At 34.1% G+C, this 23,858-nt stretch carries 19 protein-coding genes; 4 read left to right on the forward strand and 15 right to left on the reverse strand.

Annotation, left to right across the window (positions count from 1 at the left end):
• Window positions 1-146: 146 nt before the first annotated feature.
• Both EK417_RS03815 and tsf read right to left on the reverse strand, forming a co-directional pair.
• Entirely contained in the window at window positions 147-2,972 is a 2,826-nt protein-coding gene (locus EK417_RS03815) for a T9SS type B sorting domain-containing protein (protein ID WP_110368127.1), read from the reverse strand.
• A 298-nt stretch (window positions 2,973-3,270) separates the two neighbouring features.
• Window positions 3,271-4,095, reverse strand: coding sequence for a translation elongation factor Ts (gene tsf, locus EK417_RS03820; RefSeq protein WP_034692936.1), 825 nt, complete (start codon window positions 4,093-4,095; stop codon window positions 3,271-3,273).
• Window positions 4,096-4,238: 143 nt separating this feature from the next.
• On the opposite strand from tsf, the gene EK417_RS03825 reads away from it, so the two are divergent.
• Complete coding sequence (locus EK417_RS03825; protein WP_076594884.1) at window positions 4,239-5,021, forward strand: DUF6759 domain-containing protein; 783 nt, start codon at window positions 4,239-4,241, stop codon at window positions 5,019-5,021.
• 60 nt (window positions 5,022-5,081) lie between these two features.
• Here the strand turns inward: EK417_RS03825 and EK417_RS03830 are convergent, their stop codons facing one another.
• Together EK417_RS03830 and gltX are read right to left on the reverse strand one after the other, a co-directional pair.
• Window positions 5,082-6,038, reverse strand: a complete 957-nt coding sequence (locus tag EK417_RS03830; protein ID WP_062675714.1) for an acetyl-CoA carboxylase carboxyltransferase subunit alpha — start codon at window positions 6,036-6,038, stop codon at window positions 5,082-5,084.
• Window positions 6,039-6,087: 49 nt separating this feature from the next.
• Window positions 6,088-7,596: a glutamate--tRNA ligase gene (gltX, locus tag EK417_RS03835; protein ID WP_076594885.1), complete on the reverse strand. Its 1,509-nt coding sequence runs from the start codon at window positions 7,594-7,596 to the stop codon at window positions 6,088-6,090.
• 436 nt (window positions 7,597-8,032) lie between these two features.
• On the opposite strand from gltX, the gene EK417_RS03840 reads away from it, so the two are divergent.
• Window positions 8,033-9,421: an MAC/perforin domain-containing protein gene (locus EK417_RS03840; protein ID WP_136521376.1), complete on the forward strand. Its 1,389-nt coding sequence runs from the start codon at window positions 8,033-8,035 to the stop codon at window positions 9,419-9,421.
• Between the two features lie 363 nt (window positions 9,422-9,784).
• On the forward strand, window positions 9,785-10,555 hold the full coding sequence (locus EK417_RS03845) for a hypothetical protein (RefSeq protein ID WP_136521377.1): 771 nt from the start codon (window positions 9,785-9,787) through the stop codon (window positions 10,553-10,555).
• Window positions 10,556-10,665: 110 nt separating this feature from the next.
• Here EK417_RS03845 and EK417_RS03850 read toward each other — a convergent pair whose 3' ends face one another.
• Window positions 10,666-11,715, reverse strand: coding sequence for a glycosyltransferase (locus tag EK417_RS03850; RefSeq protein ID WP_136521378.1), 1,050 nt, complete (start codon window positions 11,713-11,715; stop codon window positions 10,666-10,668).
• Between the two features lie 245 nt (window positions 11,716-11,960).
• On the opposite strand from EK417_RS03850, the gene EK417_RS03855 reads away from it, so the two are divergent.
• Window positions 11,961-14,027 (forward strand): glycosyltransferase, encoded by a 2,067-nt coding sequence (locus EK417_RS03855; protein ID WP_136521379.1) that lies wholly within the window; start codon window positions 11,961-11,963, stop codon window positions 14,025-14,027.
• A 33-nt stretch (window positions 14,028-14,060) separates the two neighbouring features.
• Here EK417_RS03855 and EK417_RS03860 read toward each other — a convergent pair whose 3' ends face one another.
• The 10 genes from EK417_RS03860 to EK417_RS03905 form a co-directional block, all read right to left on the reverse strand.
• Entirely contained in the window at window positions 14,061-15,038 is a 978-nt protein-coding gene (locus tag EK417_RS03860; RefSeq protein WP_136521380.1) for a WaaS/CpsH family glycosyltransferase, read from the reverse strand.
• Window positions 15,035-16,081 (reverse strand): glycosyltransferase family 2 protein, encoded by a 1,047-nt coding sequence (locus EK417_RS03865; protein ID WP_136521381.1) that lies wholly within the window; start codon window positions 16,079-16,081, stop codon window positions 15,035-15,037. Before EK417_RS03865 ends, EK417_RS03860 begins: the two co-directional genes overlap by 4 nt.
• Window positions 16,082-16,087: 6 nt before the next feature.
• The gene (locus EK417_RS03870) at window positions 16,088-17,275 is read right to left on the reverse strand and encodes a glycosyltransferase (protein WP_136521382.1); all 1,188 of its coding nucleotides are present in this window, start codon (window positions 17,273-17,275) and stop codon (window positions 16,088-16,090) included.
• Between the two features lie 3 nt (window positions 17,276-17,278).
• A complete protein-coding gene (locus EK417_RS03875; RefSeq protein WP_136521383.1) occupies window positions 17,279-18,265 on the reverse strand; it encodes a WaaS/CpsH family glycosyltransferase in 987 nt (328 codons plus the stop codon).
• A gap of 4 nt (window positions 18,266-18,269) precedes the next feature.
• Window positions 18,270-19,016, reverse strand: a complete 747-nt coding sequence (locus EK417_RS03880) for a glycosyltransferase family 2 protein (protein WP_076594896.1) — start codon at window positions 19,014-19,016, stop codon at window positions 18,270-18,272.
• A gap of 380 nt (window positions 19,017-19,396) precedes the next feature.
• Window positions 19,397-20,644: an ornithine--oxo-acid transaminase gene (gene rocD, locus EK417_RS03885; RefSeq protein WP_136521384.1), complete on the reverse strand. Its 1,248-nt coding sequence runs from the start codon at window positions 20,642-20,644 to the stop codon at window positions 19,397-19,399.
• A 324-nt stretch (window positions 20,645-20,968) separates the two neighbouring features.
• Complete coding sequence (gene accC, locus EK417_RS03890; protein ID WP_034692971.1) at window positions 20,969-22,324, reverse strand: acetyl-CoA carboxylase biotin carboxylase subunit; 1,356 nt, start codon at window positions 22,322-22,324, stop codon at window positions 20,969-20,971.
• A 91-nt stretch (window positions 22,325-22,415) separates the two neighbouring features.
• Window positions 22,416-22,901 (reverse strand): acetyl-CoA carboxylase biotin carboxyl carrier protein, encoded by a 486-nt coding sequence (gene accB / locus EK417_RS03895; RefSeq protein ID WP_136521385.1) that lies wholly within the window; start codon window positions 22,899-22,901, stop codon window positions 22,416-22,418.
• 127 nt (window positions 22,902-23,028) lie between these two features.
• On the reverse strand, window positions 23,029-23,232 hold the full coding sequence (rpmF, locus tag EK417_RS03900; protein WP_002976251.1) for a 50S ribosomal protein L32: 204 nt from the start codon (window positions 23,230-23,232) through the stop codon (window positions 23,029-23,031).
• 67 nt (window positions 23,233-23,299) lie between these two features.
• Complete coding sequence (locus tag EK417_RS03905) at window positions 23,300-23,830, reverse strand: YceD family protein (protein ID WP_136521386.1); 531 nt, start codon at window positions 23,828-23,830, stop codon at window positions 23,300-23,302.
• Window positions 23,831-23,858: the final 28 nt, after the last annotated feature.

Raw genomic sequence — 23,858 nt, forward strand, 5'->3', positions numbered from 1 at the left:
GAAATTGTAGTTAAACAAAATTTAAGTTTATGTTATCTTTTTTCTCTTTTTAACATAATATAATAAGCAAATTTAACTTTACAGCTTAAAAAAATGAGCCACGATCTGATGATCGTGGCTCGTTCAAAATAGTTTTAAACTAATTATTACTCTCTGTTTTTAACAAGAATCCAACCTGTATATTTTATTGGAGTCTTTTCTTTGTTGGATTCATTCCAGCTGATATGATACCAGTATGTTCCTGTTCCCAGTTTTTTATCAAAGTGTTTTCCGTCCCATCTGTAGTTGTTGAATCTGTTTCCGGTAAACACCATATTTCCATATCTGTCATACACTACAAAGCTCAGATTTTCTTTGTAAGCAAGCTCACTGTAATCTATATAATCATTTACATTATCTCCATTAGGTGTAATGGCATTTAACAGATTAGGAATCGTGACTTCTACAGCAACAGGAGTACAGTTATAAGCATCTTTTACATAGAAAGTATGCTGGCCTCTTGTTAAGCCTGTAAAGGTACTTGAGTCCTGCCAGTTAGCAGTTCCGTCAACTGCATATTTGTAAGGTGCTTTACCGCCGCTTACAATTACAGTTGCTGTATTATTGTTAATCTCAATAGTCTGGATTACCGGATCTTCCACTTTTTTAACTTTTACAGTCTGTGTAAGGAAACATCCGTTCTTACCAAGAATTACCGTGTATTCTCCAACACCTATGTCTCTGATACCTGATGTGGTAGCTCCTGTACTCCATTGGTACGAATCATATCCGGGACCAGCATCCAGGCTGGTTTTGGCATCCATACAGATATACTGATCTACAAGGATTGGAGATTTTTTAATTGGAAGTACAATTAATTCAATTTTTGCATTTGCTGTACATCCTTCAGCAGTCGTTACTTTCACATATACAAATCCTCCTGTTGAAGGGAAATTTTCGGGTGTTGTGATTTCGTTGATCCCTGCTGTAAGGTCATTCAGAGTGCGGTAATATTTTTTCGTAACAGCATTATAGTCTGTTACCTTTGCTTTTGTAAGGTCAAAATAAGCATAAGGAGCCACATCATACCAGCAGGCCTTAATAGAAGTGTCAGTTACAATGAATGGCACTACCGTAAGGTTTAAAGTTACCTGCTCGCAATCTGTAAACTCAACTGAGTTTCCACAGAATTTATAAACAATTTTGTCTGGTCCTAAATATCCGGGATTAGGAGTGTACGTGATGGTTCCGTTTGGATTAACCACGGCTGTTCCCTTGGTAGGAGGAGTTATAATTACTACTGTACTTGGAACCACAGTTTGGGTGGAAGAAGTAAACGTTGGAGTAATAATTTTAGTAGAGCAAGCATTAAGTGCCTGTGTAGTTTCTTTTAAACAAGTTTGTACTTTATAGATAGGAGTTGTCACAGGAGGGCATGTTCCCATCGTTACTTTTACGGTATAATTTCCTGACTGCGTAGGAGTATAGGTATAACTGGTAGCGCCCGGAATGGCAACTCCGTCACGGAACCATTGGTAGGTTTCATATCCATCGTCTACTTCAAGAATGATTCCCGGTACGCACTCACCTGTCTTTTTCGCAATGACAGGGATTGATGAGAATCCTGCAAAGTACCCTCCGTATCCCGCAGAGCTATATCCTCCGTTGATACCTGCTGTTACAGCTTTTGTAGACGTAATCTTAATGTTTCCGGTTACACTGTTGATGGCATAGGTTACCCAGTTCGCATTTCCTGCCAGTGGATAAGGTCCTGCATCAGGTAAAAGAGGAGCATCATTTAACATGACAGTAGCGCCAGCCTCTGTTAAAATATTTAATTTTACTTTCAGGTCACTTGGTGTTGAGCTGGCTCCTCCTACCCCAAGAGGCATTTCATTGATCTTCCCGATTTCATCAATTTTTCTTGGAAGGAAACAGTTTAATGGCGGGATATAGTTAAATCCATTGGTAGCATCACTTGCTAATACTCCAATAAATTGATATAAATATACATTTTTGGTTGTGGAAATGAACATATTTGAATGTCCTGATGTCCCCTGAGCAACATAGCTGGTTTCATTAATTCTGTACCATTCTCCGGCAGCAAGTGTAGCAACAGCAGTACCTCCACCATTTAAATATACTTCGGTATTATCTTCAGTGGCCACAATAAGACCACCCTCCATATTTAAGATAGGATCAGTAGATCTTGTTTTTACCATGGCAAAAGTATTCCCAAGTCTGTCAACCGGAACAGATTGATCCAGAACCGGGTCACTTCCTGTTGTTGAAGCAGAGAAATTGGCGTTACAGCTTCCATTGGTCAATGTTACTGGCTTGTCAGCAACTATTTTGGCACCAATAAAACCTGTTTTGTTTCCAGACTGAGATCCGGATCCTGCAAGAATGAAAGATTGTCCTTTTTGTAAAGTAAAAGTCTGAGTATTTCCAGTTGGGCTGCCGTTAATAAACACTACTCCAGCGGTTGGGTTCCATGATACTGTTACATTCGTGTTGTCTTCAGTAGCAAGGACACCTGCCGTAAAATTCTGTATACTGCTTGTATTTGTATTGGGAGCAGCAGCAACGAAAAAAGTTTTTCCAATTCCGGCCTTTCCTTTACTGGTGATTACTTCCCCATGAACACTCTGAGCCAGTCTTAAGCTGCAGTAAAAAGGTTTGGCAGCCTTTAAATAAAGCCCTTTATTACCCACATTGAATGCTTCGGTAGATGTTCCTGTGGAAATAAGGTTATTGGCAACCTTATAGGTTTGTGGATTACCTTTACTGATTGTAACGGTTGTAACCACGGTATTATTGTTGTAAATAGTTACATCAAAAGGAGTTGGTGAATCAGTAGAAAGGTATATCATATTGTTATACCCTCCAACACTGTCATAATAAGGAGCAATCCAATGCTCGGTATCCCTTTGTGCAAAGAGTGGATTAATTGTCAAAAAAATTAATACCAAACTGAGTAGAAATCTTTTCATGTGTATGGAATTAGGATTTCTACAAAAATAAAATAAAAAATGAAATATTTTTAATAAAGTTTAAATAAATGTTAAAAAAATATCGCCAATTTTTAACTAAAAGCCATCTTGGATACGAAACTGGTAATTAACTTTTAAGCTTGAGCTGTGTGATTATCTGTGGATAGTTCTTTAATGGGTGATTTTTTTAATTCTGCTAATTTTTAAGAATGTGGAGTTGTATTGATGAGTGGAATAATGTTAATAAAAAAATCCCGGTGAAATTCACCGGGATTATATTTTTTTTGAAAAAGTCAGCTTATAGGCTTACTCTTACAAATCCTGTTACTTTTAAGTCTGCATTTACAGATTTTACGTAATCAGCAACTGAGATACTTCCGTCTTTAATGAAATCCTGGTGTACCAAAGTGTTGTCTTTGTAGAATCTCTGCATTTTACCTTTCAGGATGTTATCGATAATGTTTGCAGGCTTACCTTCTTCAGTAAGTTTGTGTCTTTCGATTTCTAATTCTCTGTCGATAGTTTCCTGAGAAACAGCAGTTTCATCAAGAGCAATTGGGTTCATTGCAGCAACCTGCATAGAAACAGCTTTAGCCGCTTCTTCAGCTCCGTCTACTTTAGCAGAAAGAGACGTGATTGCAGCGATTTTGTTTCCAGCGTGGATGTAAGCTCCTAAGAAATCTCCCTGGATTCTTTCGAAAGATCCGATTTCGATTTTCTCACCGATAACTCCTGTTTGCTCAACTAATTTCTCAGCAACAGTGATCCCGTGGAAATCTGTAGCTAAAAGCTCTTCTTTAGTAGCAGCGAAGATAGCCATTTCAGCTAATTCGTAAGCTAGCTCAACGAAAGCTTCGTTTTTAGCAACGAAGTCAGTTTCACAATTTAAAGAAATTACAGCACCTAAAGTGTTGTCTTCGTTTACTCTTGCGATTACTGCCCCTTCAGTAGACTCTCTGTCCGCTCTATTAGCAGCAACTTTTTGTCCTTTTTTTCTAAGGATATCTACCGCTTTTTCGAAGTCTCCTTCAGCTTCAACTAGAGCTTTCTTGCAGTCCATCATACCTGCACCTGTTTGGTTTCTTAATTTAGCTACGTCTGCAGCAACTGGTGTATAAGACATAATATCTATTATTTTTTATTTAAGATTAGTATTAATTTTTAGCTTAATTTTAGAGCAGTGCAAAGATAATGATTTTAATGATAAACTAAAAAATGACTTTTCACGTTATTAATATATTTAATACTATTTTAAAGGTTTGATTAATGAAAAAAATCTTCTTCCTTCTATTTATATGCATTTTTGCCCTGGGTTTTTCTCAAAAAAAGAAAAAAACAAAATCTAGAGCAGTTGTTGAAAAAGAAACTGTAATTATCTATACCGAACAGGAAGCCGAGATCTCAAAGGAGGCAAGAGTAATTGCCGGTTTTTTGAAACAGAACCCGGGACACGCAAAAACAGACTATTTTAAAAGAAAGCTGATTGATATTATCATGGCCGGTAATTCTCCTGAAGCAAAACCTACGATTAAACCCATCAGTAAAGAGAAAATTGAAAATATCGTTAAGAATAATGAATTGAATAGCGGAAAAACGATTGCTGCAAATAAAACTTATACTGCTAATGGAAAACCTGTTTCTAATAATACAGCCGCAGCTATTGAAGCTTTAAAAGAAGAAAGAAGGACTACCTCTTTTGCTTCAGCAGGTTCTGCCGGAACTGCAAAAACTGCGGGCGCTTCAACAGCATCCAAAGCTGAACCTAGTGAAGAAGGTAAGAGGAGAGCGGCAATGCTTACCCATCTGTTTAATAACGATGTTAACAAAAGTGAAGCTTATATTAATATCAAGAACAGATCCTCATGTAACCTTATTGTTAAGATAAGCGGTAAAAAATACTATAATCTTACGGTTCCTGCAAAAGGGGAGAATTTTATACTGGTTGATAAAGGGGAGTATGTAATGACCACATCGGTGTGTGATGCAAAATATTCTTCCTTAAAGAAAATCACCCAGGATATTGAAATTGCCCTGAATGTTGCGGAATAGATTAAACAGAAGAAAACTAAAGAAAAACGGTTAAGAAGAAATTCTTAACCGTTTTATTTTTTATCCTTTAAACTGACCCATTGCAATGAATTTGTCCTGTCTCTGGGTTTCAAGCTCCTGTCCTGTAAATTTGGAGAAGGCTTTGATGTTTTGTAAAATTGAATTTTTCAGGTTCAAATAGGTTGTTTCCTGATCATAATGAGCACCTCCAAGCGGTTCCTCAATGATTCCGTCAATGAACTTTTCTCTTAAGGCATCCGCCGGAGTAAGATTTAATGCATTGGCTGCATCTTCTTTGTGATCCCAGTTTCTCCATAAGATAGAAGAGCAGCTTTCCGGTGCAATTACTGTATACCATGTATTTTCCAGCATATATACTTTATTTCCCACACCTATTCCTAATGCTCCACCACTGGCACCTTCTCCAATGATGTAAGTGAAGATCGGAGTTTTTAGCTGAACCATTTCAAAAATATTTCTTGCAATAGCTTCTCCTTGTCCTCTTTCTTCAGCTTCCAGCCCTGGATAAGCTCCCGGTGTATCTACTAAAGTTACCACAGGGATATTGAACTTTTCAGCAAGCTTCATTAATCTTAAGGCTTTTCTGTATCCTTCCGGATTTGGCATTCCAAATCTTCTGTGCTGTCTTTCTTTGGTCGTTCTTCCTTTTTGAGTCCCTATGATCATTACTTTCTGACCATCAAGGGTAATCAATCCTCCAATCATTGCCGGATCATCAGCGAAATTTCTGTCTCCATGAAGTTCTAAGAAACTGCCTTTGTCTGCCATTCCATTGATATAATCCAATGTATAAGGACGATCCGGATGACGGGACAGTTGTACTCTTTGCCAAGGTGTAAGATTTCCATAGATTTCTTTTTTCTTTTCTAGAATCTTATCCTCAATCTGGCTGCATGCTAATTTTACATCAACACCACTTTCCTCTCCTACTAAAGAACACGTCTGGTATTGATCCATCAATTCTTTGATAGGAAGCTCGAAACTTAAATATTCCATTTCTTGAAGTAAATTAAATCTTTCAAATGTATGAAAAATTATGGTTATTCTATTTAAAATTATTTATAGCATTGTTTATTCTGGAGATACTTTCCTCTTTACCAAGGGTTTCCAGAATGTCCGGAACATCTGGTCCTTTCAGTTCTCCTACTAAAGATAATCGTAACGGCATCATGACTTTACCCATTCCTAATCCTTTGTTTTCGGCGAAATCATGCATTGTCTGCTTTAAAGTTTCACCCACAAAGTCTGTCGTTTCAAAAGCAGCGGCCAATTCACCTAAAATTACTGATGTTTCTTCATTCCATGCTTTTTTTGATGCTTTTTCATCATATGAAGTAGGAGCTTCAAAAAAGAATTTTCCATTTTCATAGATGTCTTTCGGGAAAGTGGCTCTTTCTTTCATCAGATGAATTACTTTCAATAGTTTTTCATCAGAAGCACCGGAAAGATCAAGATCTGTGTTTTTCAGAATCTGAAGAAGTTCTTCATCAGATTTCATCTGAATATATTGATGGTTGAACCACTCAGATTTTTCTTTGCTGAATCTTGCTCCCGCTTTATGTACTTTATGAAGATCGAATTCCTTAATCATTTCATCTAAAGGAAGTATTTCTTTATCATCTGCAGGAGACCAGCCTAATAGTGCCACCATGTTGATGAAAGCATCAGGAAGATATCCGTTTTCTCTGTATCCTTTAGAAACTATACCTGTAGTGGGATCTTTGAAATCTAGAGGGAATACCGGGAATCCGAATTTATCTCCGTCTCTTTTGCTTAATTTTCCTTTTCCTTCAGGTTTTAAAATTAAAGAAAGGTGGGCAAACTGTGGTGCTTCCCACTGCATTGCTTCATATAATAAGGTGTGAAGACCTAAAGAAGGCAGCCATTCTTCACCACGGATGACGTGAGAGATTTCCATTTCATGATCATCAATGATATTCGCAAAATGGTAAGTTGGCATTCCGTCATTCTTTACCAGAACTTTATCATCTAAAGTATTGGTATTGACTGAAAATTTTCCACGGATGATGTCTTCAAGATTCAATACTCTGTCAACAGGCATTTTAAATCTTACGACATAAGGCGTCTTTTCGTCTAATAACCTTTGAACTTCTTCTTCAGAAAGGGCAAGACTGTTTCTTAAACGGTTTCTTGTTTTATTATCATAAGAGAAAACATCACCTTTCGCTTCATATTCTGCACGCATTGCATCCAGTTCTTCCGCAGTATCAAAAGCAATGTAAGCATAATCAGTCTTTAGGATCTGTTCTGTATATCTGTCGTAGATGTCTCTTCTTTCAGACTGTCTGTAAGGAGCAAATTTTCCTCCTTTCTTAGGACTCTCATCAGGAATGATTCCGCACCATTCTAAAGCTTCTTCAATATATTCTTCAGCTCCTTCTACATATCTGGCCGTATCCGTATCTTCAATTCTCAATACAAATTCTCCACCTTGATTTTTGGCAAAAAGATAATCATATAATGCAGTTCTTACGCCTCCCAAATGTAATGGTCCTGTAGGACTTGGAGCAAAACGTACTCTTACTTTCTCCATTTCAATTTTAATTTTTGCAAATTTACTTAAAATTATGCGTTTAAGAGATGATTTCTGACGGTGTATTGTTTTTTAACCCTGACTTTTTTACTTATTTCCATAGATTTTCGATAAATACGGTTTTTAAACTCCCAATTTTATTTTTAGGATAATAATTTTTTATTCATAGATTACAATCCGTGAACTGTGGTTATGAATAATATACTGATAGGTAATAATCATTGGGTTTTATTTATGAGTCTGTTTATAAATGAGGGTAAGCGTATTTTGATAATTTGAGTTTTTTAATTAATTCATAATGAGTGATTGTTAAAGTATTTATTAATAATATTTTAATTGTGTATTAAAATCACTAATAAATGATATATATCAGCTGTTGTTTTATATTTTACATAGTATTGAATTTTATATTTGTTTAAAACTTTTAAATAATACTATGAAAAAACAAATTTTATTCTGCTTCAGTAGTTTACTGATGCTTTTCATGAGTTCATGTTCAACGGAGGAACTGAACAGCGAGGTAACTCCTGAAAGTCCTGCGGCAAAAGCCAATAACCGATTATCAGCTGCTAAATTTGCAGGAGACGGAATTTATGATGTATTAGGACATGGTTATAATGTTGCCGGTGAATATGCCAATGCAACAGCAGCCGGTTTTAAAGTTATTGATATTGATCGTTTTAAACTGGAGCAGGCCAACAGATTAATCAGTGAAAACACATTCTCACAGGAATACACTGAAGAATATGGTGAGAATGCCGAATCTTATTCCAAAATGGTTTCTACCAAAGTGAATGCTACTGCAGGTATTCCCTTATTCAAAAAAACACTTTCAGTAGGCTTTAATTCTGCCGTAACAACCAACAATAAGTTTGAAGGAAAGTATATCTACGGAAGCTATAACCTTACGATTAAACAAAAAAGGGTACGATTCAATGCCACTACGGATATGTTGGGAGACTATCTTACTCCGGAATTTGTACAGGATCTGCAGACAAAAACTCCACAGCAGATTGTAGAAGATTATGGAACTCACGTAACACTTGATATCTATACGGGAGCAAAAATGGATGTATTATTCCAGGCAGAAACAAGAAGTCAAAGCCGTGACCGTGCAGCAAGAATTGGTGTAAAAGTAGGTATGAAAGATATTTTTGATGTAGATGTAACCAATGACGTGAATACTTCGGAATCATCTATGAACTACTCTAAAAAATTGGCTTATAAAACAAGAGGGGGAGATCCGTCAAAAGGTCTGGTTGGAGATTTAAACCTTGATCAGACCAATCCTAAAATTAATATTTCCAACTGGCAAAACAGTTCTAACGCAAGCAACTCTGTTCTGGTTGATTTTGGAAGCAACGGATTGGTTATTATCTATGACTTAGTGAAAGATGCTGCTAAAAAAGCTCAGCTTAAAGCGTATGTAGATCAATACTTAATTGATAATAAAGTGTATATGGAATTCAATACAATTCCAATTTACAGATATTATAATGGAGTAGACCATTATTACACAAAAACTCCGGGAAGCTACAACGGATATTCTTATGAAGGAACAGAGTTCAATGCATTCTTATATAAAGCTCCAAATACAATTCCAATCTATAGATACTGGAATGGTAGAGATCACTATTATACGAGAACTCCGGGATATTACCAAGGATACGTAGACGAAGGAATTGAGTTCAATGCTTTTGCTACCCAACAGCCTAATACGGTTCCTATTTACAGATATTGGAATGGTAAAGATCACTATTATTCAAGATCAAGTGTAAGACCATCTGGTTATGTTGCTGAAGGAATTGAGTTCTATGCCTATTAACTAAAAATATTGATATTCTATAACTACAAGCCGTCTCAGTTTTGAGACGGTTTTTAATGATAAATAATATGATGTATTTTTTACCATTAAAAGATAGTAGTGCCTTACTGTTTGTATTCATTTTCATTGATTATAATAATGTGCTGTTAATAATGTGCATATATGGACTTAGGTAAATGTTAAGTTGATGTTGGATTTTTATTATTTCTATGTATTTAACTATTGGTTTGTAAAATATCCTGCTAAATGTTTTTTACCTATATTTATTCGAATCTTTTTTCTTTTACAACTAATTTGGGTGGGGAAATAGGAAGTATGATTTTTATTATTTATCTTTACATAAGGAAATAAAAACATAAACTTATGAGAAAGCATTTATTAGCAATGTTTGGGCTACTGGCAGGAATTTCTTTAATGGCTCAAAATATTACACTTGGCACTCATCTGGTAAAGGATAGAAGGTACTATTCCCAAAATGATCAGCACTTTCTGATTTTTCAAAATGATGGAAATTTGGTAGTTTATAATAACCAGAATCAGCCGGAATGGAGTTCTAAGACTCCTGGTGAAGGTTCAAGAGCTATTTTTCAGGAAGATGGTAACTTTGTCATTTATAATTCTTCAAATAGGCCCGTATTCAGTACCAACACCACCAACAAGAATGCAGCCAACCTTGAGATGCAGGATGATGGTAATCTTGTAATTTATAACAGAAGACGAAATGCTTTGTGGTCTTCCAAGGGAGGTTCTAACGGAAACAATTTTGGTGGAAACGGAGGTTCTAATACAGGAAGTTATAATAATGGTAATATTTACAAAGGATTTAGATTTGTAAAAGGACAAAAGATATTTTCTGAAAACTATAATTATTATTTAATTTTTCAGACAGATGGTAATTTGGTAATGTATAGTAACGGAAATAAAAAAGATATCTGGTCTTCGGCAACAGCAGGAAGTGGAAGAAGCGCTATTTTTCAGGAAGATGGAAATCTGGTAGTCTATGATTCTTCGCATAAACCTGTTTACAGTACAGGTATAAGCTCATCAAATATTGAAAGACTTTCAATTCAGAATGATGGAAATATTGTGATTTACAACAACAACGGTAGTGTTGTTTGGGCAAATAAAAAATAATAATTTAATAAAAAAAGTTAAGTATAAAAAAAGCTAGCCGAAAGGTTAGCTTTTTTTATGTAGTTTGTCTCGTCCTAACATAGCGTTTCTTTTGTAAAAAATATTGTACTCTAGCATTGGGAAATTATTTTTTCCCACGCACTGATCCAATCTTGTGTTTCATTTTCCAAGGAATAATTTTTCATAACAAATTGTGACGCTATTTTCCCTTTTTCAGAAAAAAGAGTCGGATTCTCATAATATTCTAATGCGTGGCTTTCTATTTTTTCAACAAAATCAATAATGTTACCTTGTTCCACTAGGCAAGAAAATTCTTCTTTAAAATATTCTTTTCCTCCTTGTCCAGAGTAACCGATTACAAAACATCCACAAGACATAGCTTCTATAGGAGGAAGACCAAAGCCTTCTCTATGATTGAAGCTTAAGAAAAATACGGATTCTTTTAAATGTTTTGCAACCTCCTGTTCATCCATATTGTCAATTGGGAAAAACTCCCAGTCATCCATCTTTTTTCGTGCTTTTAAAATATTAATAACTTGTAAAGAATCCTCAGCAAGTTTCCTTGGCATAAAAGCAATTTTTTTCTTTTTTTTATTTTCAAAACTGAAAATATGGGTGTCAATCCCTAAACGGACTCTATATAGACCAAGAGTAGGAAATGCAACATTAAAATATTTTTGTGCATTTTCTGATGCTATAATAGTTCCTAAACAATTTTTATCTAAATAAGGATTCTTTTCATTATAATCAAATCCATACCCCTGAAAGGTGTAGTAGCAATTTTGGTTAAGTATTACGTACTGATGATTGGGAATAGTTTTATGGAATGATTTTCCATATATTTCCGGAAAAACAAATAGCGCATCTTTCTCTATGGGATGCGAAAATAAATTGTTATAGAACAGTTTTAATCTTTCGTAAAAACTATTTTTACGTTCTTTAGAGTTATTACTATTTTCTATGTTTTTTAAAAGTTCATAATGATAGGATATTTTTGTGTCACGATACCAGATATTATCTCTTTTTCTCTTTTTTTTTAATAAAACAGTGGCATTATAACCATGGTTGTTTAAAATATTTACATATTTATAAATTTGTTTTATACCCCCAAAAGGTACAGAAACTGATGGGCAAACAAAATATATCTTTCTTTTTTTCATAATAAGATTACTGTTTTTGAGTACAATGCTTTCACATATGTTTTGATTAGCGGAAATCAATATTCTTTAAAGTTTTCGGTATTTATTAGGCATTAAATGATTTTGTTGATTAATCGAATTTTATAAACAGAAGTGAATTTATTGTACTCCAGGGACAAAAGATAACCAACTTATTACTCTCATAATTTACAATAAATGCTTAATTTTGTTTTTCTAAAAAGGCAGGACAAAATAATAAATTTAAAATGGGAATTAAAAGGTTTTTTAAAAATAAAATAAAGGATCGGAATTTTATCAATAATAAGAGAAAATTAAAGATCAATCATTTTGAACTCGACTTTTTTAAAAAACATACATTTGGCTTTATTTATAAAAATGAGCCAGAAGTTTCTATCATAATTCCTGTTTACAATCAGATCAGATATACTCTTAATTGTTTATATACAATTGAACAGTATGATAAAGACGTATCAAAAGAAATTATTATTATCAATGATAACAGCTCAGATGAAACTTTAAAGTATCTGGATACAGTTCCCGGAATTACAATTATTAATAATACTGAAAATTTAGGATTTTTAAGAAATATAAATAAAGGAATTCGGAAGGCAAGAGGAAGGTATATTTATTTGTTGAACAATGACGTAGAAGTTCAGGAAAACTATTTGTCCAGTCTGTTGGAGGTTTTTAAGAACAATAAAAATGTAGGTGCAGTTGGCTCTAAAATGGTATTTGCAGACAATACATTGCAAGAGGCGGGCTGTCTTATTTTTAATAATACGGAAATTGTCAATCTAGGAAGAGGTGAAGCTATTGATACTCCAAAATATAACTTTTTAAGAAAAGTAGATTATTGTTCAGGATGTAGTTTGTTATTACATAGAACTGGCACTGATGGAAAACTTAATCTTTTGGATGAAGCTTTTTTACCTGCCTATTACGAAGAAACAGATCTATGCCAACGTTTGAAATATGAGCAGAATCTGCATATTTATTATCAGCCTAAATCGGAAATTGTTCATTTTGAAAATATTTCTTATACCGGAAAAGATAATGGAAAAGAACTTTTGCTTCAGAAAAACAGAACTGTCTTTATGAATAGATGGGATCAGTATTTTACTGATGCAAGATTTCTGGATAATGAAGGAAGAAACAATATTAATAGATTTTTTAAAAAACCAAATATTCTTATTCTGGAGGAACGCATGCCGCAGCCTGATAAGGATTCCGGCTCCAGAAGGTTTCTTGAGATTGTAAAGATTTTGCAAAAAAATAACCATAGAGTTATTTTAGGGATTCAGCAGCCCAACCAAGAGGATGAGATTTACGTTGATTTTTTTCGGAGCATTGGTGTGGAAGTTTGTGAAGACTATGTAAATGCTCAGAACAAAATTGTAAGAGTTTTGGATCAAGTGAAAGAAGCTCTTCATTACGTTGATATTGTTTGGATTTTCAGACCGATTGGATTTGATTTTTGGTATGGGAAAATTAAAAATGATATCTCTGGAAAGAAGATTATTTATGATATGGTGGATCTTTATTACCTAAGAATGGAGAGGGAGAACAAATATATTGAAGTGACAAAGTCCCGTAAAAAAGAGGTGAAATTTTTTAAGGAAAAGGAATTTTTTGGGATGCAGAAGTCAGATGTGGTTATTTCTATCAGTGATGAAGAAAAGAAAATTGTCTCTGATCAAGGTATTAAAGATGAGAAAATCTTTACTGTTAGTAATATTCATGAGCCTGCAGAATGCCAAAATGTGGATTATTCTCTTCGGGAAGGTGTTTTATTTATTGGAGGCTTCTATCATATGCCTAATATGGACGCTGTAAAGTTTTTGTATGAAGATATAATGCCTTTAGTTTGGGCTAAAGATGATTCTATTAAAGTATATATTTTGGGGCCATATTTTCCTGAAGAAATTAAAGAAAAATATAATTCTGAGAAGTTTCAGATACTAGGCTATCAGAAGAGTGTGAACTACTGGTTTGAAAATTCGAGAATATTTGTTGCTCCTCTAAGGTATGGAGCTGGGGTGAAAGGAAAAATAGGACAGGCTCTGGAGTTTGGGTTACCTGTAATCACTACATCAATTGGGGCAGAAGGAATGGATTTGGAAGATCAGAAAACAGCCCTTGTTTCAAATGAAGATCCACAGCATTTCGCAAATAAGATATTGGAATTATATTACGATGAAAATTTGTGGAAAACTCTTCATAATAACAGCGCACTGCCACTGGCTAAGTTCTCAGTTAGGCAACAGGAAAAGAATATCAATAATATTATAAATTATTTAGGATTTAAAGATTAAATAAAGAAGCCTTTTATCAATAAAACTTATTTTTTATGTTATGATTTTTTTGATCCAATTACTGAAACCGTATTTTTTTACAATGTCATCTGATAATGTAAAGTAAGGTTTTTTTAGAAACTGTTCAATATTTTTATAATTATTATTTTCCACAACAAAGATATTATCAGGATGGTAAAAATCGTATTTTTTAACCGTCACATTATCCGTAATTACTTTCTTCTTATAGTATATTCCTTCAAAGAAACGAATGGAAAGCCCGTTGTGTAATGGATCAACAAAATCCAAAAGAATGTCTGAGCTTTTTACAAGATCCAGATTTTCCTGGAAACTAATTCTGTTTTGAATATACTGTATTTTATTATTTTTCGTTTCAGGTTTCTGAAAATATTGAATGAAAATAGAAAGTTCAATAGATAAACCTGAGACTTCATCAATAAACCGGTTAATTTTTTCTTCACGGCTTTTCCAATATAAACCTACAAAGTAAAGCTTAGGCTTTTCTGCATTATATTTTTTTTCAGATGAAGGAAGGTGATCAAAATAAAAATTAGTAATAGGTTGAATATTGGGGTGAGATTCTGCCTTTTCAAAACAAAAGAAGATATCAAATAAATTGAAATAGTTTCTGATCTCTGGAAATTTTTCAATGCCATCCCATTGATAAGCAATTAATCTTCGGGTTTTAGTTTTTAGATTCTTTATAAATGAAATTGGGAAATTATCCGGACGAATTACCAAGACATAATCCAATTCTTCCGTGATGGGCGAAAGGTTTTTATTCAGCTCATCGAGAAAGTGCTTTTTAATAAGATTTTGTTTATACTTTTTATTTCTAAGAATATTTTTAATGAAAAAATTTTTTATGCTTTCATAGCCTTTATATTTGAATCTTGAAACTTTGTCTGTGATTAAATAGGGTTCAAAGCCTTCCTTTTCCAAATTATCTAAAAATAGCTTTGGGAAATCGGAATAATCAGGCATTACCAAAAGAAATTTTCTTTTTTTCACTTTTTTAATTTAAGGATACTGAATCTTAATATTTTGTAGTATTTTCTGAGACTGTTGACAGGATTGTTGAAATATTCTTTTTTTATGGTCTCAGCATCTTTTAAACTGAGGGTATTAATATACCGGAAATATTTTTTCTCAATACTTTTCAATGAAATATTATCATTGAATTTAGGATTAACTTCTTTAAATACCGTTTCCATCTTATGAATTGCTGTATTGGAATAGTTTGAATGATGTTTGTAATTTCCAATAATAATTTTCTTTAAGTAGGCAATATAATAGGCAATATTGCTTTGTTCAGGATATTGTAAATAGTAGTTGTTATATATCGTTTGAATAACACTCAGATATCCTAAAAGATTTTTATCACTGTTCTTTTTAGTGATGGACTGTGCGTTGTCGATAGTGTAAAGATAAGTAATATCAGGAATAAAGACAACATTCTTTGCCTGGAACATCGTTTCAAAGAACCATAATTCATCTTCGTGATAAATTCCACTTAAAAATGTGAGATTATTTTCTTTTAGAAAAGAAGATTTATATAATTTATTCTGAGCAATTGGACTTAAGCCTTCCGTTATATTCTTAAGCAGGACTTCCGTATTCTTATTTTCTAAGTGTTGTTTTTCTTTAGGCTGAGGTAAGAATGAAACGTTTCGTTTCTCTTCCCACGAATAGGTTGATGTTTTCCCCACAATAATATCCTCTTTACCTGTATACTCAGATATGAGTGATTCCAAGGCATTAGAAGGGAGAAGATCATCACTGTCACAGAAAAAAATAAAATCTCCGGAGGCTTTTTCCAATCCGAAATTTCGAGTATCTGAAAGACCTTTGTTTTTCTGGTTGTATATATGGAATCTTTCGTCTGAAAAACAATTGATGATTTCAAGAGTATTATCTGTACTGCCATCATTAATAACAATACATTCAATATTGTAATGAGTTTGGCTCTGTATACTTTCGAGTACTTCTTTTATATAATAAGAAGCGTTGTAGCACGGAACAATAATGCTGATTAAAAAAAAAGAATTATCCACTCTTAATTAAATTTTTTTCAATGTAGAACTGACGGACTCAATGGAAAATGGTTTCAGACTGTCAATAGAATTTTGACTTAATGTATTCCAAAGTTCTTCATCATTATTTAATTGTAGAATTGCCTGAGCAAAACTATTTTCATCATTCGCTATCAATACATTTTTATGGTTAGTGAGTCTCATACCTTCCGCTCCGATATCTGTTGTGATTACAGGCAAGAAATATTCGAATGCCTGTCCTATTTTTCCTTTTACCCCAGCTCCAAATCTTAGAGGAGCTACCATAATTTTTGAATTCATAAAATGCTCTTCAATGCTTTCCACAAAGCCTAAAAAATTAAACTTAGGATATAATTTAAGATCCAGCTTTTCTGAAACATTTCCGATGATGCTTACCTCAATTTCAGGATTGGTTTTCCAGACAATGGGCATTATTTTTTCATATAAAAACTTTACCGCATCAATATTCGGTTCGTGGATAGATCCTATGAAGGTAATACCTTTACTATCAATGAAATTTTTTCTTTCAGAAATATCAATTTTTGGATAATGAATATTAGATACCGTAATGATCTTATTTTTATCTGCATACTGGCTCATAATTTCTTTTTCCTTATCAGATATGGCAATTATATAATCCAGTTGAGGTGCAACAACTGTTTCCAGGCGGAAAAAATGTTTGTGATTTTTCTTTAATGAAATACGCGTCGGTTCCAGTTCTATGGCTCTTTTAAACCTTAAAAAATGAATATCCACCATATCATAAATGAATTTGGCAGAAGGTAAAATGGTTTTCATTTTTTTATAAAAAAGATTCAGAGCGAGAGGGCCGTTAAGCCAAACGTAATCTATCTTTTTAAAAGAAGACAGGAAATCATAGATATTCCTGTACTTATTATTCTCTGTATAAACGATAATATTGTGCTGCTGATAAAACTTCACATAAGAATCATCTTCAAACATATGGGGAGCAAATAAAATGCAGTTGTATCCTAATTCTTTGTAAATAAATATAAGTTCTTTCAGCCTGTTAGCCCCGGATTCTTTATCATGGGCAGGGAAATCTCTTGATGCAAACAGGATTGTTTTTTGGGAAGCGTCATACAGATTAATGTTGACTATATCTTTAGACTGAAGATATTTAAGTTTTTCTTTTCTTTCGAAGTGCTTTTTTATTTTTTTTAAGATTCCCATTTGTCAGTTTTTAGTATCAAGTTCAAAAACTTTATTCACCCAACTATCCAAAGTGTATCTGTAATAGATCTCTTCCGGAATTTTCTCGTAAGGTTTTTCAAAAAAAGATTTGTCAAGATTACTAATATTTTTGTTTAAAATCAAAATATTATTGGGATTGTAAAAATCATAGGTTTTAATGGCTTCATTATCAGTAATGATTTTCTTTTCCAGAGACATGGCTTCAAAAACTCTGAAGCTGAGACCATATTGCCCTTCACGCATCAGATCCAGCAGAACTTTTGAATTTTTATAATATTTTGGAAGATCGTTATGCGGAATTTTTTTAATACTGAAAATCAGGAAAAGATTTTTAGGTACTGTCATGAAAATGTTGGTCAGCTGATGTTTCCATGATTTTTTTCCAATAATCATAATCTGGAATTTTAATCCCTGTTCAATAAGCTTTTTAGCCAGTAATTTTATAAGTGAGACTCTTCTGTTATCATAAGAGGTGATGTAGAAAAGATCCATTTCAGGCTGTTGGTTTTCTTTTGGACAGTACGGAAGGTAAATGTAATTGGTTAATTTTTCGAATCCGTGTTTTTCGACATCAATATAGTCAAAGGAAAAGACTTTGTCAAAAAGATACAGTTTGTCTTCCACCGGAACTCTTTCAAGATTATCATAAAGATAGGTGACCATACGGTCTGTAGATTTTCGGATTTTTTTAAGCGTAGAAAGATCAAATGTATCCGGATTCATCACCAGGATCTGATCCTGATGTCCTAATTTTTTCAGAGAATCCAGAACGTATTTCTGTCTTTTTTCAGTCTTAAGATTTTTATTTAAAAAAGTTTTACTTAAAGCATTTACGGCTCTTTCGTTGAAATTGGAATGAGTAACAGTACTGATCTTTATATGATGAGCATCAATACCTCTTTTGCATAATGTTTCAACAATATACTTATCATAATTCCAAAAATCATAACTAATGATACAAATCTTCATTCAACTAATTTTGCTCTTTTTTTAATGATTCATAGGTTTCGTAAACGCTTAAAGATTGCAGGTAGGATAACTGATAGCCTTCTTTTCCGTCTAAAATACCTAATCTCATTATATAGGCTTTAAAAAATTTAAAAGCAGTTTTAAGATATTGAACCCCAACACTGTATTTTTTTCCTTTAGCAGCCAGTTCTTTCCCCTTTAAAATTCCGTAGTGAATCATTTTTTTTCTGTAAGATTCATAATCTGAAACGGAGTAATGGAGTAATTTATTTTTTAAAATCCCGATGGTTCCGTTTACCTCAAGAGTTTCATGTACTTTTTTTCCTGCCATATATCTGGCCTTCGATTTTCTGAACAGCCTGAAATTTTTGTCAGACTGTGTTCCTGAAAAATGAATTGGTTTCTGGGCAAAAAAGAATTTCCTGTAAAAATAGTAGGCATCCTTTTGCCCGGGTTTGTTAAGCTCTGCAATAATTTCCTGCTTCAGTGCCGGAGTAATTCTTTCATCACCATCCAAAAATAAAACCCAGTCGTTGGTTGCATGATCAAGAGCCAAATTTCTTTGCTTTGTAAAATCCTCAAATTTATTCTGAATCACCTTTACATGCGCGAATTTTTTCGCAATTTCTACAGTTTTATCCGTACTAAAAGAGTCTATCACTATTATTTCATCACAGAAATCGAAAGACTCAAGGATATCCTGTATATTTTTTTCTTCATTATATGTTATGATCAAACCACTTATATTCATCACAATGATTTGTTTGATAAGGAAATATGTATTATCTCTCCTAAGGTCATTCTAAATAGTTTTAATCTTTCAAAGATAAGTTTAAATTTGAATTTTATAGACGAATCTTTGTCATTTATCTCTATTATGCAGATTCCGAAAAATACCACCTTTGAAGAATACACTTTATTGTAGCCGGATGTATATAGCAAATACAATTCCTAAATTTTTAAAAAGTGAAAAAATATGATTTTTTTATGTTTTTAAAGTAACCTCTGATGGTGTAATACACGTATTGATGATACATTAAAGGTATGACTGTTGACTGCCATACCCATTAATATTTTCCGGAATCAACAGTTAAAATATTGATCGTGTTGAAATAACCGATGAATATCCGTTTATTTATACTCAAGAATAGTCCTTTCGATAATCTTCACGCAGTCCAGCAGTTGTTCTTCAGTAATGACCAATGGTGGAGCTAATCTGATGATATTGCCATGGGTAGGTTTTGCCAGAAGTCCATTTTCCTTTAATTGTAAGCAAAGATTCCATGCGGTAGAGCTTTCAGGCGTATCATTGATCAGAATAGCGTTTAGAAGACCTTTTCCTCTTACTTTGGTAATAAGATCTGTTTTTTCAATAAGCTTGTTAATTTCAGCTCTGAAAAGTTTCCCTAGTTCTTCTGCTCTTTCAGATAGTTTTTCGTCAGCTACTACATCCAATGCTGCTACTGCTACGCCACAGGCGATAGGGTTTCCTCCGAACGTGGAGCCATGCTGTCCCGGTTTAATAACATTCATGATGTTGTCGTTCGCTAAAACAGCAGATACAGGATACATACCTCCGGAAAGTGCCTTTCCTAAGATCAGGATATCCGGTTGTACATTTTCATGGTGGCAGGCAATCAATCTTCCTGTTCTTGCGATACCCGTCTGAACTTCGTCAGCAATGAAAAGAACATTGTATTTTTTACATAGTTCAGAAGCGTTTTTAAGGAAGTTTTCATCCGGAACATACACTCCGGCTTCTCCCTGAATAGGCTCTACAAGGAATGCTGCAATATTTCCAGCTTCTCTGTTTAGAACTTCTTCTAATGCTGCGATATCATTATAAGGAATTTTGATAAATCCTGGTGTAAAAGGTCCGTAGTTCTGGTTGGCATCCGGATCATTAGAGAAAGAAACAATAGTGGTTGTTCTTCCGTGGAAATTGTTTTCACAAACGATAATTTTCGCTGCATTTTCTGCAATTCCTTTTACTTCATAACTCCATTTTCTGGCTAATTTTACGGCAGTTTCCACAGCTTCTGCTCCGGAGTTCATTGGTAAAACCTTGTCAAACCCGAAAAGAGTCGTTATTTTCTGTTCGTACTCTCCTAATTTAGAGTTGTAGAAAGCTCTTGAAGTTAAAGCCAGCTTTTGGGCCTGCTCCACTAAAGCGCCTACAATTTTAGGATGAGAATGTCCTTGGTTCACAGCAGAATATGCTGAAAGAAAATCATAGTACTTTTTACCTTCCACGTCCCAAACGAAGACACCTTCTCCGCGGTCCAGAACCACTGGAAGCGGATGATAGTTATGCGCTCCATGTTTGTCTTCAAGGTCAATAAAATACTGTGAGTTTTTTGTTTGTTCTGCTGTTGACATATTGTTGTTTTTTACAAATTTACACAATATTAATGATATGTATAAACAATTACCAAGTGACGTTTGAGGGGAAAATTGAAGTAGATTTTAGGGTGGAATAATGGAGGATTAGAAAATATTTTCCCTGTTGACAGACTGTTATAGGTAATATATCTTTATAAGGGTGAAATTTTATTTTCAGTTTGTTTATTAATTTTTATTCATTCCTCGGCAATAAAACACGGTTAGAACTGCTTCGTGCTTTGCATTAAAAATTTAAAATTTACAGGTTAAAATAAAAACTGCCTCTTTTTGAGGCAGTTTCATTTTTATTAAAAAATAATCTTAGTGATTATCATATTTTCTATCCATTACAAAATCCTCCATGAATTTTGTAGTGTAGTTTCCTGAAAGGTAATCTTCATTATCCATCAGTTGTCTGTGGAAAGGAATCGTTGTTTTTACTCCTTCAATATAGAATTCTTCAAGCGCACGTCTCATTTTTGCAATTGCTTCCTCACGCGTTTGAGCAGTAGTGATAAGCTTAGCAATCATAGAGTCGTAATTAGAAGGGATTGTATATCCGGAATATACGTGAGTATCTACTCTGATTCCGTGTCCGCCAGGGATGTTTAATCCTGTAATTTTTCCCGGAGACGGTCTGAAGTCTGCATAAGGATCTTCTGCGTTGATTCTACACTCGATGGAGTGTAATTTAGGGTAGTAGTTGATTCCTGAAATAGGAGTTCCGGCCGCAAGAAGAATTTGTTCTCTGATCAGGTCATAATCAATTACCTGCTCAGTAATAGGATGTTCTACCTGGATTCTTGTATTCATTTCCATGAAATAGAAATTTCTGTGTTTGTCTACAAGGAATTCAATAGTTCCCACTCCTTCATATCCGATGAATTCTGCAGCCTTTACAGCAGCGTCACCCATTTTCTCACGAAGTTCGTCAGTCATAAACGGAGAAGGTGTTTCTTCCGTTAATTTCTGATTTCTTCTCTGTACAGAACAGTCTCTTTCAGAAAGGTGGCAAGCTTTACCGAATTGGTCACCCGCAACCTGAATTTCGATGTGTCTAGGCTCTTCAATCAGTTTTTCCATGTACATACCTCCGTTTCCAAAGGCCGCTACAGCTTCCTGAATGGCAGATTCCCAGTGATCTTTAAGGTCTTCAGCTTTCCAAACAGCTCTCATCCCTTTACCTCCACCACCAGCAGTAGCTTTGATCATTACAGGGTAACCTGTTTCTTCAGCTACTTTTACAGCGTGTTCGTAAGATTCGATCAACCCGTCAGAACCTGGTACACATGGTACACCTGCTGCTTTCATGGTAGCCTTAGCGTTTGCTTTATCTCCCATTTTTTCAATCTGCTCAGGGGATGCACCAATAAATTTGATACCGTTCTTCTGACAGATTCTTGAGAAGTTAGCATTTTCAGATAAAAATCCGTAACCTGGGTGAATAGCGTCCGCATTGGTAATTTCCGCAGCAGCAATAATGTTAGGGATTTTAAGATATGAGTCTTTACTCATAGCAGGGCCAATGCATACCGCTTCGTCAGCAAATCTTACGTGAAGACTGTCTTTATCAGCAGTAGAGTATACTGCAACGGTTTTGATCCCCATTTCTTTACAAGTACGTAAAATACGCATTGCAATTTCGCCACGATTGGCTATTAATATTTTTTTGAACATCTCCGAAATTTTAAATTATAAATTTTGAATTTTAAATTATTTTAAATGAAAAAGATTCATCTAAAATTTATAATCTTTAATCTAAAATTCCTTAAGATGGATCTACTAAGAATAAAGGTTGGTCGTATTCTACAGGAGTAGCGTCATCAACCAAAATCTTAACGATTTTTCCGCTGATTTCAGATTCAATCTGATTGAAAAGTTTCATTGCTTCAATAACGCAAACTACTTTACCAACAGAAACTTCGTCACCTACATTTACAAATACATCTTTATCAGGAGATGGTTTTCTATAGAAAGTACCGATCATTGGAGACTTAATCGTTACATATTTGCTGTCATCAGATGCCACTTCAGCTTTTTCAGCAGCAGGTGCAGCAGCAGGAGTTGCAGCAGGTGCAGGAGCAGCTACTGCTTGAGGTGCAGTGTGGTATACTGCAGGTTGTGCATAAACAGCATCGCTTCCAGCTAATGGAGTTTTAATAGTGATTTCGAAATCTTTAGTTTTGTACTTCACTTCTGATACTTCAGCCTTAGATACAAACTTGATAAGATTTTGTATGTCTTTAATGTCCATAAATTTGATATTTGATTTGATGCCAAAGATACCAAAAAAACGTAAAAAACAACAAAAAACCGCCAAATTTTATCAAAATTGGGCGGTTTTTGTATTAAAATGAGGCTTTTTCAGCGAAAAGCGACTCTTAGTTTTCTTCAGTAGCAGCTACTTCTTTTTCCAATACTACTTTACCTCTGTAGTACAATTTTCCTTCATGCCAGTGAGCTCTGTGGTATAGGTGAAGCTCTCCTGTTGTTGCATCTTTAGCTAATTGAGGAACTACAGCTTTGTAGTGAGTTCTTCTCTTATCTCTTCTTGTAGACGACTGTCTTCTCTTTGGATGTGCCATTTTCTAATAACTTTTTTAATTGATGAGCGATGAGATTCATCATCTCATCATATTTAAATTATTCTATTTAATTATTGTCTTTTAATTTTCTTAAAGCATCCCATCTAGGGTCACTTTCATGTTCTTCTTCTTCAGTTACGTCAATATCTTTTGGACTGAACTGGTCAAGAATTTTAAGATCATCATCACTTACATTGGGTGAAATCTTTTTCATCGGGATAGAAAGCATTACATTTTCATAAATCAAATGTGCTACATTGAAAGCATGCTCTGCGGTAGGAATGGTAATGACATCTTCATTGCTGTCATCATATTCTTCCCCGAAATTCACCAAAATTTTGATTTCATTCTCAATAGGATAGTCGAAATTTTCATTTGTGATGTCACAAACCAACTCAACCCATCCATTAATCTTAATCTCAAATTCTAAAAAAGTAGTGTGTTTATCAAGTGATACATTCACTTCTATTCTAGGATTTGTAAATTCCTGCTCAGTGTCAAATAATTGAAAGAACGTTTTATCTATCTCAAACTTGAACTCGTGTCTTCCGTTTTTAAGTCCGGAAAAGCTTACGTCATAGTTTCTTAACTTGTCCATAAAATGAGTGTGCAAAAATATGCATTTT

Source organism: Chryseobacterium candidae (genome assembly GCF_004916905.1).
GTDB classification, from domain to species: domain Bacteria; phylum Bacteroidota; class Bacteroidia; order Flavobacteriales; family Weeksellaceae; genus Chryseobacterium; species Chryseobacterium candidae.